The organism is Streptomyces sp. ACA25, from assembly GCF_028200735.1.
Taxonomy (GTDB): Bacteria; Actinomycetota; Actinomycetes; order Streptomycetales; family Streptomycetaceae; genus Streptomyces.
The window spans coordinates 7,628-25,749 of record NZ_JAQKPV010000008.1 but is presented as its reverse complement, the minus strand read 5'-3'; the positions used below and the strand labels follow the sequence as shown (position 1 = coordinate 25,749).

Genomic DNA, 18,122 nt, shown 5'->3' with positions numbered 1-18,122 from the left:
ACTCGCGGGACGCCGAACCGTCCGCCGGTGGCACTCGCGAGGGCAGGTGCGCGCACCGGCACAGAAGTGCGGGTGCGCGCGCCGCCGGACTGCGCGGAGCAGTCGGCCGAAATACCAGCGTGTGGGATACGGGGGTTTCACGATGGACGTGATCGTGGCAGGCGGCGGACCGGTCGGCTTGATGCTGGCCGGTGAGTTGCGGCTGCACGGCGTGCGCACGCTCGTGCTGGAGAGGGATGCGGCGCCGACCGGGCAGTCCCGGGCGCTCGGCCTGCATGTGCGGAGCGTCGAGGTGATGGACCAGCGCGGTCTCGCGGATCGGTTCCTCGCGCTCGGTCAGCGATTCGCCGTCGGCGGATTTTTCGCCGGCATCGACAAACCCTGGCCTGCCCGGCTGGACACCACGCATGCGTACGTCCTCGGCATCCCGCAGAGCGTCACCGAGCGCCTGCTGGCCGAGCGTGCCAACGAGCTCGGTGCCGAGATCCGGCGCGGCTGCGAACTGGTCGGGCTGAGCCAGGACGGGGACGGGGTGACCGCCGAGCTGGCCGACGGCACGCGACTGCGCTCGCGCTACCTCGTCGGCTGCGACGGTGGCCGCAGCACGGTCCGCAAGCTGCTCGGCGTCGGCTTCCCCGGCGAGCCCACCAGGGTCGAGACGCTGCTGGGCGAGGTGGAGGTGGCCGTGCCGCCGGAGGAGCTGGCCGCCGTGGTGGCCGAGGTCCGCAAGACCCAGTTCCGGTTCGGCGCCATGCCTCTGGGCGACGGGGTGTACCGCCTCGTCGTGCCCGCCGAAGGGGTGGCCGAGGACCGCGCGGTCCCACCGGCCTTGGAGGAACTCAGGCAGCAGGTAAGGGCGTTCGCGGGCACCGACTTGGGTGTGCACTCACCGCGCTGGATCTCCCGGTTCGGCGACGCCACCCGGCTCGCCGAGCGCTACCGCACCGGCCGGGTGCTGCTGGCCGGCGACGCGGCGCACATCCACCCGCCGACCGGCGGGATGGGCCTCAACCTCGGCATCCAGGACGCGTTCAACCTCGGCTGGAAACTGGCCGCCGAAGTCGCCGGCTGGGCACCGGACGGGCTGCTCGACAGCTACCACACCGAGCGCCACCCGGTGGCCGCCGACGTGCTGGACAACACCCGCGCGCAGATCGAGCTGCTGTCCGCCGAGCCGGGTGCCCGGGCCGTGCGCCGGCTGGTGTCGGAACTGATGGACTTCGAGGAGGTGAACCTGCACCTGATCGAGAAGATCTCCGGGCTCGGGATCCGCTACGACTTCGGCGAGGGGCATGAACTGCTCGGCAGGCGGATGCGGGACACGGAGCTGAAGCAGGGGCGTCTCTACGAGCTGATGCACGGCGGCCGTGGGCTGCTGCTCGACCGCACCGGCCGGCTGTCGGCGGCGGGCTGGGCGGATCGGGTCGATCACGTCATCGACGCCGCCGAGGAACTGGACGTGCCCGCGGCGCTGCTGCGGCCGGACGGCCACGTGGCGTGGGTCGGTGACGATCAGCAGGAGCTGCTCAGCCGGCTGCCCAGGTGGTTCGGAGCTGCCACCGCGAGCTGAGGGCGTAGCCGTGGCTCGAAGTGCCAGCAGAGTCCCCGCAAGGTCGCAGCGGCTGACGGCTCGTACTGTGCGTGACTCATGACGCCGGCGTGACGCGCGGGTGCGTGCGGATGCGAGCGCAGGACCACGTACGCAAAGTCAGCGTACGTACACAAAGAGTGGACAGTACGCACGATCTGCCGTCACTCTGGGTGGGTTCAACGCGAGTGCGCAAGAGCTCGTCGCGGTGCGGCACGGAGAAGGGGCGGCGGATGGACATCGTCGAAGTGGGTGGAGCCGGAAGTGTCGGCGTGCGGTCGGTCCCGGTAGGGGACTGGGAGCGGGAGCCGCATCCGTCGGACAGCCTGCGGACGTTCGGGGCGGTCGTCCAGGCGCTGCGCGAGCACGCGGGACTCAGCCGCACGGAGCTCGGCACCCACGTGCGGTTCTCCAAACATACCGTTGAGTAGGTGGAGTTGGGGCGTCGCATGCCGGACGAGGCGTTCGTGGAGCGCGCGGAGGAAGCGCTCGGCAACACCAGTGCGCTACAGAAGGCCGCCCGTCATCTCACCCGTGGCGAGGCGGGCCTCGCCGCGTGGTTCCGGCGGTGGGCACGGCTGGAACGGGAGGCGGTGAGCCTGTGCACGTACGAGTGCAGGCTGGTGCCGGGACTGTTGCAGTCGGAGGCCTACGCGCGGGCGGTGTTCGACGGCACTATCCCGCTGCGGACCGACGACGAGCTGGAAACGCAGCTCACCGCCCGGATGGCACGGCAGGCGATATGCGGGAGCGTCCCACCGTGCCGTTCAGCTTCATCATCGAGGAGCACGTGTTCCGGCGGCGCTTCGGCGATGCGGAGGCGATGCACGAGCTGATTGACCACGTCCTGGAGCGCACCGCCCCGCGCAATGTCACGCTCCAAATCGTTCCGCTGCACGCCAGGCTCCATGCATGCCTGGACGGGCCGGTGCAGGTTGTTGAAACAGGGGAGGGGCGGCGGCTCGGGTACTCCGAGGGGCAGCAGAACGGACGGTGATCTCTGACCCGAAAGAGATGAGTCTGCTCTGCCAGCGCTATGAAACACTGCGCTCGCAGGCCCTGAGTCCGACCGAATCCCGGGACCTGCTGGAGCGACTGCGAGGAGAGCTATGAGCAGCGGTGTGACGGAACTCGCCTGGTTCAAGTCCAGCTACAGCGGCAGCCAGGGCGACAGCTGCGTGGAGGTCGCGACTGCGGAACAGACCGTTCACGTGCGGGACTCCAAGGACCTGACCCGCCCGGCCTTCACGGTCGGCCGTGCAGGATGGGCGTCGTTCGTGGGGTTCGCGTCGAGGCACTGAACGTCCGATGTGCCGTCCGCCGCCGGGGTGCCGGAGAAGCGGACGGCACTGCCACTACCACCGTCGCACCCGAAGGTCACGAACTGACCGAATATGACGGCCCGTCAGTCGACTGCACTCAAAGACAGGTTCCTGACCAGCAACGATAGCGAACTGCAACTGGAGTACTGAGCTCGGGGAGCCGTATCGGTGCAGGGCCTCGAACCCGGGCCAAGAGCCGGTCTTCAGCGCGGTGACGGTCTCGGCGAGCTCGTCGTGACGCAGCCCTAACTCGCCGCCCGCACCGTGGCCTGATGCAGGGAGCCGCGCAACTGGGACACCTGCGCGCAGCCGCTGCTCTGTGGGGGCGTCAGCGGTGGTCTAGGCTGATCGCGTGAGGGAAACAGGAGGAGCGCTGCGGGCCATTGGTGACCTGCACATCGCGTATGCCGAGAACCGAGACATCGTCGAGAAGCTGTACCCGGAATCACCGGAGGACTGGCTGATCGTCGCCGGGGACGTGGCCGAGCTCATGGCGGACATCGAGTGGGTGCTCACCCTCCTGCGCGACCGCTTCGCGAAGGTGATCTGGGTCCCGGGGAACCATGAGCTGTGGACCGTCCAGCAGGAGACGGTCCCGTACCGCGGTGTGGAGCGCTACGAAGCGCTGGTCGCCCTGTGCCGACGGCTCGGTGTCCTCACCCCCGAGGACCCCTACCCCGTGTGGACGGGGGCGGGCGGTCCGGTGCGCATCGCGCCGCTGTTCGTGCTGTACGACTACACGTTCCTGGCGCCCGGGACGACCACGCGGGAGGAATCGCTCGCCGCGGCGCACGAGGCCGGCATCGTCTGCACCGACGAGTACTTCCTCCACCCCGACCCGTACGCGAGCCGGCAGGAGTGGTGCGCGGCACGCGTCGAGGAGAGCGAGCGGCGACTCACGGAGGTGGCGGGGGACCTGCCGCTGGTGCTGGTCAATCACTGGCCGCTGGTGCGCACACCCACCGAAGTGATGACCCATCAGGAGTTCGTGCAGTGGTGCGGCACCGTCCGGACCGCCGACTGGCACATCCGCTTCGGCGCGGCAGCCGCGGTGTACGGGCATCTGCACATTCCCCGGAGCACCGTCTACGACGGCGTCCCGTTCGAAGAGGTCTCCCTCGGCTACCCCCGGGAATGGCGCCGCTTCGGGCTGCGCCGGGACCTGGCGCGCCAGATCCTGCCGCGCCCCAACGGGACGGACAGGTAGCCGCCTCCGGCGTACAGGAAGCCGGCAGCCGCCCTTCCGCTCTCCACTGCGTGCTCACCGGTGAGCCGGGACTGAGGCACACCGCGAACACCGCGGCGACGGCCGGCGCGGCAGCCCGGATGGCGATGCGGGGACGCCGTGGTCGGACACAGGGGAAAAGCCGAGAAATGACTTGCGGGCGATAGTGTGGTGATGTAGTTTCAAGGTTGTAGGAAGCTGGCGGGGGAGCGCCTGTAAATTATTCGCATTGATTCAAAGGCATCTCCCCGGCGGTCTGTTTTTGCTGCGGCGTCTTTGGGATTCCTTGTGGATGGGCATGAGCAATTAATCAGCATACCGGCAGATGACTCTGCTTATCGGCGGCGCCGGGATGAGGTCGCGGCTCTCGCGACTGCTTTCGTGCGTGGTGATGTCATCCCCGAGGTGGAGTACACCGATGCGGAGCACGCTGTTTGGCGATTAGTGGCCGAGCGCCTGAGGGATCGGCATCGATCACACGCGGCACGCGAATTTCTCGAAGCGGCCGAACAATTCGGTGTGGGCGTTGAAGGAATTCCGCAGTTACAGGATGTTTCTGACCGGCTGGACGGGCTGACCGGGTTCCGGGTGCAGCCTGCTGCGGGCGTGGTTCCCTTTTATCGCTTCTGCGGCTCCCTGGCTGACGGGTACTTCCATTCCACGCAGTACATACGCGACGGCGCGACGCCGTTCCACTCGGCCGAACCGGACGTCCTGCACGAGGTTATCGGGCATGGTAGCGCCTTGGCCGACAACCGGTTCGCCAGCCTGTACAGGCTCGCCGGCGAAGCAGTGCAGCGAGTGGAAACCGAAGCTGCAGTGCAATTCATTTCCAAGGTGTTCTGGTTCACCATCGAGTGCGGCCTCCTTGATGCGCCCGACGGGCCGCGCGCTTATGGTGCCAGTATCGTGTCGTCCTACGGCGAGCTGGACCAGTTCCGTTCCGCCGAGATCCGAAGGCTGACCATTGCCAACATGGCCGGCACCAGCTACGACATCACCCGGTATCAGGAAACCCTCTACAGCGCCCGCTCTCTGGCGCATTTGGAGGACGTGGTCGGCGGGTTCTGGGAATCCTGCGATGACGCGTCCATCGACCGGATTCTGGCGGCTGCGAAATGACCGTGATGAATCCAGAGGTGCTGAACGTCGCAGGAATCGGGTTCGGTGCCGCGAATCTTGCACTGGCCGCTGCACTGCATGAGACCGGTGAATCGGCAGGGGTGCTTTTCCTGGAGAAGCAGCAGAATTTTGGGTGGCATCGCGGCATGCTCATGGAGGGCGCTTCGATGCAGGTGTCCTTCCTCAAGGACATTGCCACGATGCGGAATCCGGTGAGTAACTTCGGCTTCCTCTCCTACTTGCAGGAGAAGGGCCGGCTGGTGGATTTCATCAATCACGCCGTGTTGACGCCCTCGCGGTCCGAGTTCCACGACTATCTCAGCTGGGCTGCCGACCGGGTGCGCCACATGGTCGAGTACAGCGCTGAGATCACGGGGGTCCGGCCGGTGGTGGAGGACGGCACGGTCGTCGCGCTGGACGTACTGGCGGGTGACCGGCTGGCTGCCCGGGCCAGGAACCTGGTCATCGCACAGGGCCTGCGTCCGCGCCTGCCTGAGGGTGCCGAGACCGGTGAGCGGGTCTGGCACAGCTCTCAACTGCTGCACAGGCTCCCCGAGGTCGACGAACGGGCTCCCAAGCGGGTCGTGGTGGTCGGTGCGGGACAGAGCGCTGCCGAGATCGCAGGGCACCTGATGGACCGCTACCCGGCGGCCGAGGTGTGTGCGGTGTTCACCCGCTACGGCTACAGCATCGCCGACGCCAGCCCCTTCGCCAACCGGGTCTTCGACCCGGCCGCGGTGGACGACTTCTACAACGCTCCGCCGGCGGTGAAGCAGTCGTTGCTGGGTTACCACGGGGCCACCAACTACGCCGTGGTCGACGGGCATGTACTCGATGGGCTGTACCGCCGACAGTACGAACAGAAGGTGACGGGCGAGCCGCGCCTTCGGGTCATGCACACTTCCCGGATCGACTCCGTCGACCCGCGTGACAGCAGTGTGACGGTGCGCGTGCGGTTCCTGCCCACGGACGAGGTCACCGACCTCGACGCCGATCTGGTCATCTACGCAACGGGGTACACGTCCCCCGACCCGGCGGAACTGCTCGGTGGCATCGAGGGCTCGCTGCGGCGCGACGAGACGGGGGAGCTGCTGATCGGACGCGACTACCGGCTCTGTACCACGGCTGACTTCCGTTGCGGTATCTACGTGCAGGGTGCCACAGAGGCAACGCACGGCATCTCCTCGACATTGCTTTCGATGACCGCGGTCCGTGCGGGCGAGATCGCCGGGTCGTTGGCGGGCGACCGGCGGGCGCAGGCGCGGGCGGCGGAGAACTGGAGCTGACGTGCACGAGCGTGCGCAGTATTCCGACGACCGCAGCGGTCCGGTCCTGGCCATGCTGAAGGCCAACCCGCTGGCTCTGGTGGTGACGCCGGGGGAGCTTGCCCCCTCGGGCACGCACGCGCCGGTGTTGTTCCGCCACGGGCCCGACGGCGCTGATGAGGAAGCCGTCGCGGCCGGCTCGACGTTGGTCGGTTCGACGTTGGTCGGCCACATGAACGTGCGTAACGCGCAGTGGACAGCGATGCGCGAGGGCGATCGAGCGCTGGTGGTGTTCCAGGGGCCGAACGGCTACGTGTCACCGACGGTGTACGGGGTCACGCCGGCGGCACCCACATGGGACTTCACGGCGGTGCACATAGTGGGCACCTTGCACCCCATCGCCGACCCCGCAGAGGTGCTGGAGATCGTGCGGGAGACCGCACGGCGGTTGGAAGCCGGGTTCGGGCAGGGGTGGGACCAGGAGTCCTCCGTGGAGTACTTCCGCAAGATCGCGCCCGGTGTGGGCGGCTTCGAGCTACAGGTGGAGTCGGTACAGACGATGTTCAAGCTCAGCCAGGAGAAGCCGGAGCCAATACGACGGAAGATCGTCGAGGACTTCGAGGACTTCGAGGGCAGCGAGTCGGGGACACACCGGAGTCTGGCCGCACTGATGCGGTCCCGGGGCATCGTCAGCCTCGACGACGAGCCCGGGGTACTCGGATGACCAGGAGAGCAGGGGGGCGACCGGGTCTGGACTCGGCGCTGAGCAGGCTGCGGGCGCGTACGGCGAAGGTGGGCGCGGGATCCGCAGGCATCACACCTGTGCCGCGGGACCGGCCGTTGGAGTTGGCATTCGCGCAGCAGCGGCTGTGGTTCCTCGACCGACTGATGCCGGGCAGCGCGTTCTACAACTTCGGATCCGCCGTACGCGTGCGCGGCCCTCTCCGCACCGAAGTGCTCGGCCGTGCGCTGAGCCGGATCGTGGCACGGCACGAGACGCTGCGCACCGTCTTCACCGACGACGCCGGTGTGCCCTCCGCCGTCATACAGCCCGCCGCGCCGGTGCCGGTGCCCGTGGTCGACGTCGCCGATGAGGCCGAGGCGGAGCGACTGGCGGGCGACGAGGCCGCACGCCCCTTCGATCTGCGTGAGGGGCCGCTGTTCCGCGCCCGCCTGCTGCGGCTGGCCGAGGACGACCACATACTGTTGTTGACGGTGCATCACATAGCCACCGATGGCTGGTCACACGGCGTGCTGTGGGCCGAGCTCACTGCCGCGTACGCCGCACTGGCCGACGGCCGGGAACCGGTGCTGCCCGAACTGCGCGTGCAGTACGTTGATTTCGCCGCCTGGCAGCGTCGCACGCTGCCCCCCGCCGAGCTGGAACGGCGCCTGGAGTTCTGGCGAGAGACCCTGGCCGGCCTCACGCCCCTGGAGCTGCCGCTGGACCGGCCGCGCCCCGCAGTGGCGTCGGCCGAGGGCGGGGTCGTCATGTGGCGGCTGCCCGCAGACGTGGTCGCAGCTGCCCGAGCCGTGGGGGAGCAGCAGGGCGCGACCCTGCACATGACGCTGCTGGCCGCCTTCAGTATCGTCCTGGCGCGACACGCCCGTACTGAGGACGTCGCCGTGGCACAGCCCGTCGCGGGCCGGCCGATGTCCGAGGTCGAGAACCTGATCGGGTTCTTCGTCAACACCGTGGTGACGCGCACCGATCTGTCGGGCGACCCGACGTTCCGCGAACTGGTCGACCGCGTGCGCACGGCATCGGTGGACGCGATGGCGCACCAGGACGTGCCGTTCGAGTACCTGGTGGAGAAGCTGGTCCCCGAGCGTGACCTGTCGCGCAACCCGCTGGCTCAGGTCGTGTTCCAGGTCGTGCAAGGGCCGACGTCGGGCCCCGCGGCGTTCTCCGGAACCACCACCGAGCCGTTCGCGGGCGACCGCGCCTTCACGCGGATGGACCTGGAGATCTACCTCGGCGAGGACGCCGACGGCGGGGTGGGCGGCCTGGCCAACTACAGCCGCGCACTGTTCGACGCCGAGACCGTCGAGGGGCTGGCCCGGCATCTGACGACCGTGCTGCGCGCGGCGGCCGAAGCCCCGGACGCGCCGCTGTCCCGGCTGCCGATGACGGACGCCGACGAGCGGTCCGTGCTGCTCGCGGCCGCGCACGGCACGACCGTGCCGCTGCCCGACGGCACGCTGCACGCACTGTTCGCCGCGCAGGCCGCGCGTACGCCGGACACCGTGGCGGTGGTCGACGGCGCCGACGCGTGGACGTACGCCGAACTCGACCGGGCCGCCAACCGGCTCGCCCATGTGTTGCGGGACCGCGGCGTCGGACCGGAACACGTGGTCGCACTGGCGGCGGAGAGGTCCGTGCGTCTGGTGGTCGCCGTGCTGGCCGTGCTCAAGGCGGGTGGTGCGTATCTGCCGCTGGATGGCCGCAACCCTGCCGGGCGTACCCGAGCGGTCCTCGCCGCCACGGGCGCGGCGCTGCTGCTGGCCGACCGTGACGAGGCGGTTCCGGGCGCCGAGGACCTGCCGGTGGCGGACCTGCGGGCCGACCTGGGCGATGTCCCGGACACCGCGCCCGATGATGCCGTGCACCCTGACGGCCTGGCGTACGTGATGTCCACGTCGGGCTCCACCGGTACGCCGAAGGGCGTCGTCGTGACGCATCGCGCCGTGGCCGCCCTGGCCCTGGACCGGCGGTGGGCCAACGGGGCGCACGAGCGCGTGCTGCTGCACTCGCCGCACGCGTTCGACGCCTCGACCTACGAGCTGTGGTCGCCACTGCTGTCGGGCCGGTGCGTGGTCGTCGCCCCGCCAGGAGCGATCGGGCCGCGGGCGATCGCGCGGGTGGTCGCCGAGTACGGCGTCACTGCTCTGTGGCTGACGTCGGGCCTGTTCGACCTGGTGGCCGAGGAGAACGTGGAGTGCCTGGCGGGTCTCCGCGAGGTCATCGCGGGCGGTGACACGGTGCTGCCCGGGACCGTGGCCCGCGTGCGTGCCGCACACCCCGGTCTGACGGTGCTCAACGGCTACGGCCCCACCGAGACCACGACGTTCGCCACGGTGCACGCGATGGCGCCGGGGGATCCTTCGCCGGCCGGCCGGGTGCCCATCGGCCTGCCGATCGACAACACCACCGCCTACGTTCTCGATGACCGCCTGCGGCCGGTGCCCTTCGGCGTACCCGGTGAGCTGTACGTGGCGGGCGCGGGCCTGGCGCGTGGTTACGCGGGTCGCCCCTTGGACACCGCCGAGCGGTTCCTGCCCGACCCGTTCGGCCCGCCCGGGACGCGTATGTACCGCACGGGTGATGTGGTGCGCCGCCGGGCCGCCGGCGTGCTGGAGTTCCTGGGCCGCGCCGACGGCCAGGTGAAGCTGCGGGGCTTCCGCGTGGAGCCGGGCGAGGTCGAGGCCGTCCTGGCCGGGCACCCCGCCGTCGCGCACGTCGCCGTCGTCGTACGGGGTGATGGCGCGGCGGGCAGGCAGCTCGTCTCCTATGTCGTCCCGCGCGCGAACGTCGACGGCGGCGACGTCGCCGCGTTGCGCACGTACGCGTCGGCCGCCCTGCCGGATTACCTGGTGCCGTCGGCGTACGTCCTGCTGGACGCGCTGCCGCTCGCCGCAACCGGCAAGATCGACCGTGCCGCGCTGCCCGCCCCCGAGGAAGAGGAGGGGGCGGGCCACGTCGCGCCGCGCACCGAGACCGAGCGCGCGCTGTGCGGCATCTTCGCCGAGGTGCTGGGCGTCGCGGACATCGGCGCCGAGGACGACTTCTTCGTCCGCGGTGGGCATTCGCTGCTGGCGACCCGAGTCATCGCCCGGGTCGCGAGCGTGCTCGGCGCCGAGGTGCCGCTGCGGGAGCTGTTCGAGCACCGCACTGCCCGCGCGCTGGCCGCTGTCGTCGCCGCGGCGGGGGCCACGAACGCGCCGCCGCTGGTGGCGGTGGAGCGTGAGGGCCCACTACCGCTGTCGTTCGCACAGCAGCGGCTTTGGTTCCTCGACCAACTCGCCCCGGGCAACGCGTCCTACACGTCGGGCGGCGCCATGCGGGTGCGCGGCGGGATCGACCCCGCGCGGCTGGCGGAGGCTCTGTCGGCCGTTGTAGCCCGCCACGAGGCGCTGCGTACGACCTTCGCTGTCGAGGACGGCGTCCCCGTCGCGGTCATCGGTGCTCCCGCACCAGTCCCGTTGCCCCTGATCGAGGTGGACGGCGTCGACGCGGCGCGTGCGGCGGCATCGGCGGAGCTCTCGATCGGGTTCGATCTCGCCCACGGTCCGCTGCTGCGCGCCACCCTGCTGCGCCTCGGTCAGGACGACCACGTGCTGGTGGTCGCCGTACACCACGTGGCGACCGATGGCTGGTCCCAGGCGCTGCTGTGGGCGGAGGTGGCCGCCGCGTACTCCGGCAGCGCGCCGGCAGACCTGCCCGTGCAGTACGCCGACTTCGCGGTGTGGCAGCGGTCATGGCTCTCCGGTGACGTGCTGGAGCGCCGCGCCGACTACTGGATCAAGCGGCTGGCGGACCTTGGTCCGCTGGAGCTGCCGCTGGACAAGGCGCGCCCCGCGGTCGCCACCGGCCGGGCGGGCGCACTGCCGTGGGCCGTGCCCGCCGAGCTGGTCCGCGCCGCCCGCGCCGTGGCCGCCCAGGAGGGCGCTACGCTCTACATGGCACTGCTGGCCGCGTTCAACGTCGTGCTGTCCCGCTACGCACGGACGGATGACGTGGCCGTGGGTTCGCCGACTGCCGGCCGCACCCACGCCGAGGTCGAGGCGTTGATCGGCTTCTTCGTCAACGTCGTCGTGGTGCGCACGGACACCTCGGGCGACCCGACCTTCCGGGAACTGCTGGGCCGCGTACGGGAGTCGGCCGTGGGCGCCGTCGAGCACCAGGACGTGCCGTTCGAGCACCTGGTGGAGCGGCTGCGCCCGCAGCGTGACCTCTCGCGCAACCCGTTGGCGCAGGTGGCTTTCCAGCTGCTCACCGGCGCGCCGGGGTGGCCGTCGTGGGCGGGTGCCGAGGTCGAGCACTTCGACCTCGACCACGCGTACACCCGGATGGACCTCGAAGTGCACGCCGTCGAGGTGGACGACGACGTCACCGCGACCGTGCTCTACGCGGCTGACCTGTTCGACGCCGATACCGTCCGCCAGCTCATGCGCCATGTCACCGTGGTCCTCGGCCAGGTGCTCGCTGACCCCGACCGGCCGATCTCCGCGGCGACGATGCTCGATGACGCCGACCGGCACCGTGTGCTGGTCGAGTGGAACGACACGGCTGCGCCGCTGCCGGACGGGTCCGTGCCGCGGTTGTACGCCGAGCAGGCCGCCCGTACTCCCGACGCCGTGGCGTTGGTGTGCGGCGACGAGCGGGTGACGTACGCCGAACTGGACCGGCGGGCCAATCGGTTCGCGCACATCCTGCTGGCGCAGGGAGTCGGTCCTGACGAGCCGGTCGGAGTGGCCACCGGCCGGTCGGCCAACATGGTCGCGGCTGTGCTCGGCGTGCTCAAGGCGGGCGGCGCCTACGTGCCGCTCGACCCGCGCAACCCGGCGGGCCGCACCGAGCGGATCGTGGCCACGTCCGGCCTGCGCCTCGTCATCGCCGACCGGCCCGTGCCCGGCACCGCCGGTGCGACGGTGCTCGACGTGGATCATCCGGGCGACGCGCCCGACACCGACCCCGGCATCGACCCGCCCCGCGACTCGACGGCGTACGTGATCTACACGTCGGGCTCCAGCGGCGAGCCCAAGGGCGTGGCGGTGACCCACGGCAACGTCGTGGTGCTGGCCGCCGACCGCCGGTGGCTCAACGGGAACCACGAGCGGGTGCTGCTGCACTTCCCGCTGGCCACCGACATCTCCGCCTACGAGCTGTGGCCGTTCCTGCTGGCGGGCAAGCAGGTCGTCATCGCCGCCGACGAGCACGTGGAGCCGCAGACCTTCGACCGGTTGATCCGCGAGCACGGCGTCACAGCGATGTGCCTGCCCGCGCCGTTGTTCAGCCTGCTCGTTGAGGAGTGCCTGCCCTGCTTCGAGGGCCTGCGCGAGGTGCTGACCGGTGGCGAGGCCGTCTCGGGCGAGACCGTGGCCCGAGTGATGGCCGCCCACCCGCAGTTGACCGTTGTCGACGCGTACGGCCCGACCGAGGCGACCGCGTTCGCCACGCTGTTCCCGATGGAGCCCGGCTTCACGCTGACGGGCTCCCGGGTCCCGATCGGCGCGCCGATCGACAACACCCGTGTGTACGTCGTGGACAGCGATCTCACGCCGGTGCCGCTGGGTGTCGCGGGCGAGCTGGTCATCGCCGGGCCACGCGTGGCGCGCGGCTACGTGGGCATGCCCGAGCTGACCGCCGAGAAGTTCGTGCCCGACCCGTGGGGCCCGTCCGGCGCGCGGATGTACCGCACTGGCGACGTCGTGCGGTGGCTGCCCGGCGGCGCGCTGGAGTTCCTGGGCCGGATCGACGCACAGGTGAAGATCCGCGGGTTCCGGGTGGAGCTGGGCGAGATCGAGGCCGTGCTTCTGCGCCACCCCGCCGTGTCACAGGTGACCGTCGCCGTACGCGAGGATGTCCCGGGCGACAAGCGTCTGGTGACGTACGTGGTCTTGGAGCCCGGCAGCGACGAGAGCGTGCTGCCCGCGCTGCGCGCCCACGCGGCCGGCGGAGTGCCGGACTACATGGTGCCGTCGGCGTTCGTGGCGCTGGACAGGTTCCCGCTCTCCACCACCGGCAAGATCGACCGCAGGGCGCTGCCCGCGCCGGACGCGCGCTCCGTCGCCGAGGCCGGGTACGTACCGCCCACGACCGAGCCCGAGAAGGCACTGTGCGAGATCTTCGCCGAGGTGCTCGAGGTGCAACCGGTCGGTGTTGACGACGACTTCTTCGCCCTCGGCGGCCACTCGCTACTGGCCACCCGGGCGATCGCGAAGATCCGGGCCCGCTTCGGTCCCGACGTCGCGCTGCAGTCGCTGTTCGAGCTGCGCACACCGCGCAGGCTGGCCGAGGCGGTCGGCGACCTCGCCACCGAGGTGGAAGTGATCCGGCCCGCGCCGCGCGACGGCGCGCTGCCGCTGTCCTTCTCCCAGCAGCGGTTGTGGTTCCTCGACCGGCTCACCCCGGACAGCGGCTTCTGGAACGTGGCGATGGGCGTACGCGCCCGTGGACCGTTCGACGCCGACGCATTCCGCGGTGCGCTGTCGGCCGTCGTGGCCCGGCACGAGGCGCTCCGTACGGTCTTTGCCGACGGCGGCGGCGGCACGCCGGTCGCCGTTGTCCAGGACACGTGCGAGATACCTCTTGCCGTCACCGACGTGGCCGGCGAGGCCGAGGCGCAGGCGCTGGCCGCAGCGGACGCCGCCCTTCCGTTCGACCTGGCGCGGGGCCCGCTGCTGCGCGCCCGTGTGCTGCGGCTCGCGCCCCAGGACCACGCCGTCCTGATCACCGTGCACCACGCCGCCACCGACGGCTGGTCGCACGCGGTCTTCTGGGGTGAGCTGGCCGAGGCGTACACCGCCGCGCTCGAAGGGCGCGAGCCCGTCTTGCCCGAACTGCCCGTGCAGTACGGCGACTTCGCTGTATGGCAGCGCGCGCACCTCACCGGCGCCGTACTCGACGGTCATGTGGAGTACTGGCGCGACCGGCTCGCCGGGCTACGCCCGCTGGAACTGCCCCTGGATCACCCGAGGCCCGCAGTGGCCACGTCGGCGGGCGCTTCCCAGTCGTGGGAGCTGCCCGAGGATCTGGTCCGCGCCGCGAGGGCGCTCGGCGACGACGAGGGCGCCACGCTCTACATGACGCTGCTGGCCGCGTTCTCCGTGGTGCTGGCGCGCTTCGCCGGCACCGAGGACGTCGCCGTCGGCACGCCCGTCGCGGGCCGCACCCGCGCAGAGGTGGAGCGGCTGATCGGCTTCTTCGTCAACATGCTGGTGCTGCGGACCGATCTCTCCGGTGACCCGACGTTCCGCGAACTGCTGGGCCGGGTGCGGGAGTCAGCGGTGGGCGCCCTGGAGCACCAGGACGTGCCGTTCGAGCACCTCGTGGAGGCGCTCGCACCCGAGCGAGACCTGTCCCGCAACCCGCTGGTGCAGGTGGTCTTCCAGCTCATGAGGGCGCCCGGCGACAAGGGCGACCGGCTCGGCGGGGCGCGACTGGAGCCGCTGCTCGACGAGCACGCGTTCACCCGCGTCGACCTGGAAGTGCACCTGACCGAGGACGGGGACCGCGTGCGCGGCACGGTCCTGCACGCCACGGCCCTCTTCGAGGCCGAAACCGTACGCAGGCTGCTGCACCACCTCACCGTCGTCCTCCGCGGCGCTCTCGCCGACCCGGACGCACCGCTGTCCGCGGTGTCCCTCCTGGACGACGCTGACCGCTACCAGCTGCTTGAGGGCTGGAACAACACGGCAGTGCCGTACCGGGACGCGTCGCTCGCCGAGCTCTTCGCCGAGCAGGCCGCCCGCACGCCGGACGCCCGCGCGGTGGAATACGGCGACGACACCCTGACGTACACCGAACTGGATCGTGCCGCCGAGCGGGTCGCACGGCAGCTGCGCGCCCACGGGGTGCGGCCGGACGATCTCGTGGGTCTCTGCCTGGACCGCAGCACCGCGATGATCGTGGGCCTGGTCGGCGTCCTCAAGGCGGGCGCGGCGTACGTGCCGATCGACCCGACCCACCCCCGTGAGCGAGTCCGGCTCATCGTGGACGACACGGGGATGACCGTGGCCGTCACCGAGCGGGCCCACGCGGGTGTGTTCGCCGACGACACCGCACTCGTACTGCTGGACGCCCTGCCGGACGGCGACCCTGCCGTGCCCGCCGCCGAGGCGGACGGGCCCGGCCCGGACTCCCTGGCATACGTCGTCTACACCTCCGGCTCCACCGGCACCCCCAAGGGCATCGCCATGCCCGCGCGGTGCGTGGTCAACATGCTGGCCTGGCAGAAGAAGGCCGTCCCCGGCGGCCCCGGCACGCGCACCGCGCAGTTCACCGCCCTCACCTTCGACGTGTCGGTGCAGGAGGTGCTCTCCGCGCTGCTCTACGGCGAGACGCTGGTCATCCCGGCCGACGAGGTGCGCCGCGACCCGGCTCGCTTCGCCCGCTGGCTGGACGAGCGGGCCATCGAGCAGGCCTTCGTACCGAACCTGATGATCCGCGCGCTGGCCGAGGAGGCCAACGCGGGCCGCGCGCGGCTGACTTCGCTGCGCCACATGTCCCAGGCCGGCGAGCCGCTGTCGCTCGACGCCGTACTGCGGGAGTTCTGCGCCGCCCGGCCGTGGCTGCGCATCCACAACCACTACGGCTCGACCGAGATCCAGGTCGTCACCGCTTTCACCCTGCCCGCCGACGTCGCCGACTGGCCCGGCACCGCGCACCTCGGGTGGCCGGTCGACAACTCCCGCGCGTATGTGCTCGACCGCGAGTTGCGGCCCGTGCCGGTGGGCGTGGCGGGCGAGCTGTGCTTCGCGGGTCCTGGCCTCGCTCGCGGCTACATCGGCAAGCCGGAACTCACCGCGGGGAAGTTCGTGCCGGACCCGTTCGGTCCGCCGGGATCCCGCCTCTATCGCACGGGCGACCTGGGACGATGGCGGCCGGACGGCAGCCTGGAATTCCTCGGCAGGCTCGACCACCAGGTCAAGGTCCGGGGGTTCCGGGTGGAGCTGGGCGAGGTCGAGGCCGTACTGCTGCGCCACCCCGAGGTGACGCGCGCCGTCGTTGTCGCCCGCGAGGACACCCCGGGCGTCAAGCGGCTCGTCGGCTACGTCGTGGCCGCGCCCGGAGCGGACGGCAACCTTCCGGCGCGGTTGCGTGCGCACCTGGCCGAGGCCGTGCCGGACTACATGGTGCCGTCGGCGTTCGTCGTGCTCGACGCCTTCCCGCTGACCACCACCGGCAAGGTCGACCGCGGCGCACTGCCGTCGCCCGACCTGCGCACCACGCTCGACGTGGGCTTCGCCGTAGCCGGCAGCCGCGAGGAAGAGGCGCTGTGCGGCATCTTCCGCGAGGTCCTGGAGGCCGAGCGGATCGGCGTCGACGACGACTTCTTCGCCCTCGGCGGGCACTCCCTGGTCGCGGCCCGCACGGTCGCGCGCATCCGTGAAGTGCTGGGTGTCGAGGTGTCCCTGCGCGAGCTGTTCCACCACCGCACTCCGCGCGCGCTCGCCGAGGTCGTGGCCGCCGCACCGCGCTCGGCGGTGCCGCCGCTGGTGCCGGTGGAGAAGGACCGGCCGCTGCCGCTCTCGCTGACCCAGCGCCAGCTGTGGCAACTGCACGAGGCGGACCCCGACGACGCGGTCTGGACGATCCCGCTGGCCCTGCGGCTCGGCGGGAATCTGGACATCGATCTGCTCGGCAGGGCTTTGACCGAGGTCGTACGCAGGCACGAGGTGCTGCGCACGGTGTTCGTGCCGGGCGACGAGCCCGCGACGGTCGTGCTGCCCCCCGCCGAGATCGAACTGCTTCCGGTGGACGTGCCGGACGAGGCCGCCGCCCGCGCCGCCGCGGGCGTCGAAGCCGCCCGGCCGTTCGACCTGGTCCGTGGACCGGTGCTGCGGCCGACGCTGCTGCGGATCGCCCCCGACGACCATGTGCTGTTGCTGATGGTGCATCACATCGCCACCGATGGGTGGTCGCAGGGCGTGCTGTGGTCGGAGATGTCCCAGGTGTACGCGGCGCTGAGCGAGGGGCGCGCGCCGCGCCTGCCCGAACTACCACTGCAGTACGGCGACTTCGCAGTCTGGCAGCGGTCCTGGCTGACCGGCGCCGTACTCGACGAGCAACTCGACCACTGGCGCGACCGGCTGCGTGGGCTGCAACCCCTGGTGCTGCCCGGCGCCCGGGCCCGGGTGGCCGGCGACAACGCGGGCGTGCTGACCGAGTGGCGACTGCCCGCCGAACTGGTTGACGCCGCCCGGCAGGTCGGCGCCGCGCACGGGGCCACGCTCTACATGACGCTGCTCGCCGCTTTCACCGCGACGCTGGCCCGGGCCACGGGCTCGCACGACCTCGCCGTGGGCTCGCCCGTGGCGGGCCGCACCCGCGCGGAGGTGGAGGGCATGGTCGGGTTCTTCGCCAACTTCGTACCGCTCCGCGTCGGCTTCGACGGCGACCCCTCGTTCGCCGACCTGCTGGGCAGGGTGCACACGACCGCGGTCGACGCCTACGCCCATCAGGCACTGCCGTGGGAGCGGGTCGCCGAAGGCCTGGGCCTCGACCCGGGCGAACCGCTGGTGGACGTGGTGTTCCAGCTCGTCAACGTGGAGCTGGGCGAACTGCGACTGCCCGGCGTGCGCGTCGAGCCGTTCGCCGGCGAGCGCGTGTACGCCCGCTGGAACCTCGAAGTACACCTGGTCGAGGACCCCGACGGCGGCCTCACCGGGCACGTCGTGCACCGTGCCGCCGTGCACGACCAGACCACGGTCGACGTCCTGCTGGCGGACACGGCCACTCTGCTGTCCGCCGCGCTCGCCGATCCCGGCCTGCCCGTCTCTGCTCTGCCGATGTCGGACCCGCTGGAGGGGACCACCCATGCCTGAGCCGCTGGACACCTCGCCGACCGGTCAGTCGCCGGTTCTCGCGCACCGCC

7 protein-coding genes and 1 pseudogene are annotated in these 18,122 nt (G+C 70.9%); all 8 read left to right on the top strand.

Annotated features, from left to right (window positions below; translation table 11 throughout):
- Positions 1-142: 142 nt before the first annotated feature.
- The 8 genes and pseudogenes from rox to PJ985_RS13920 all read left to right on the top strand — a co-directional run bounded on the left by rox (position 143) and on the right by PJ985_RS13920 (position 18,072).
- Positions 143-1,570, top strand: coding sequence for a rifampin monooxygenase (gene rox / locus PJ985_RS13960; RefSeq protein WP_271684060.1), 1,428 nt, complete (start codon positions 143-145; stop codon positions 1,568-1,570).
- Between the two features lie 251 nt (positions 1,571-1,821).
- Positions 1,822-2,701, top strand: a pseudogene (locus PJ985_RS13950) (helix-turn-helix domain-containing protein).
- Positions 2,698-2,889 (top strand): DUF397 domain-containing protein, encoded by a 192-nt coding sequence (locus PJ985_RS13945; RefSeq protein ID WP_271684058.1) that lies wholly within the window; start codon positions 2,698-2,700, stop codon positions 2,887-2,889. The pseudogene PJ985_RS13950 and the gene PJ985_RS13945 overlap by 4 nt, the downstream one beginning before the upstream one ends.
- Before the next feature lie 373 nt (positions 2,890-3,262).
- Positions 3,263-4,117: a metallophosphoesterase family protein gene (locus tag PJ985_RS13940; protein WP_271684057.1), complete on the top strand. Its 855-nt coding sequence runs from the start codon at positions 3,263-3,265 to the stop codon at positions 4,115-4,117.
- Between the two features lie 306 nt (positions 4,118-4,423).
- Entirely contained in the window at positions 4,424-5,257 is an 834-nt protein-coding gene (locus PJ985_RS13935; protein WP_271684056.1) for a phenylalanine 4-monooxygenase, read from the top strand.
- Positions 5,258-5,262: 5 nt separating this feature from the next.
- Positions 5,263-6,543, top strand: a complete 1,281-nt coding sequence (locus PJ985_RS13930; protein ID WP_271684055.1) for a lysine N(6)-hydroxylase/L-ornithine N(5)-oxygenase family protein — start codon at positions 5,263-5,265, stop codon at positions 6,541-6,543.
- Between the two features lies 1 nt (position 6,544).
- On the top strand, positions 6,545-7,246 hold the full coding sequence (locus PJ985_RS13925; protein ID WP_271684054.1) for an FMN-binding negative transcriptional regulator: 702 nt from the start codon (positions 6,545-6,547) through the stop codon (positions 7,244-7,246).
- Entirely contained in the window at positions 7,243-18,072 is a 10,830-nt protein-coding gene (locus PJ985_RS13920) for a non-ribosomal peptide synthetase (RefSeq protein WP_271684053.1), read from the top strand. The genes PJ985_RS13925 and PJ985_RS13920 overlap by 4 nt, the downstream gene beginning before the upstream one ends.
- Positions 18,073-18,122 lie beyond the last annotated feature (50 nt).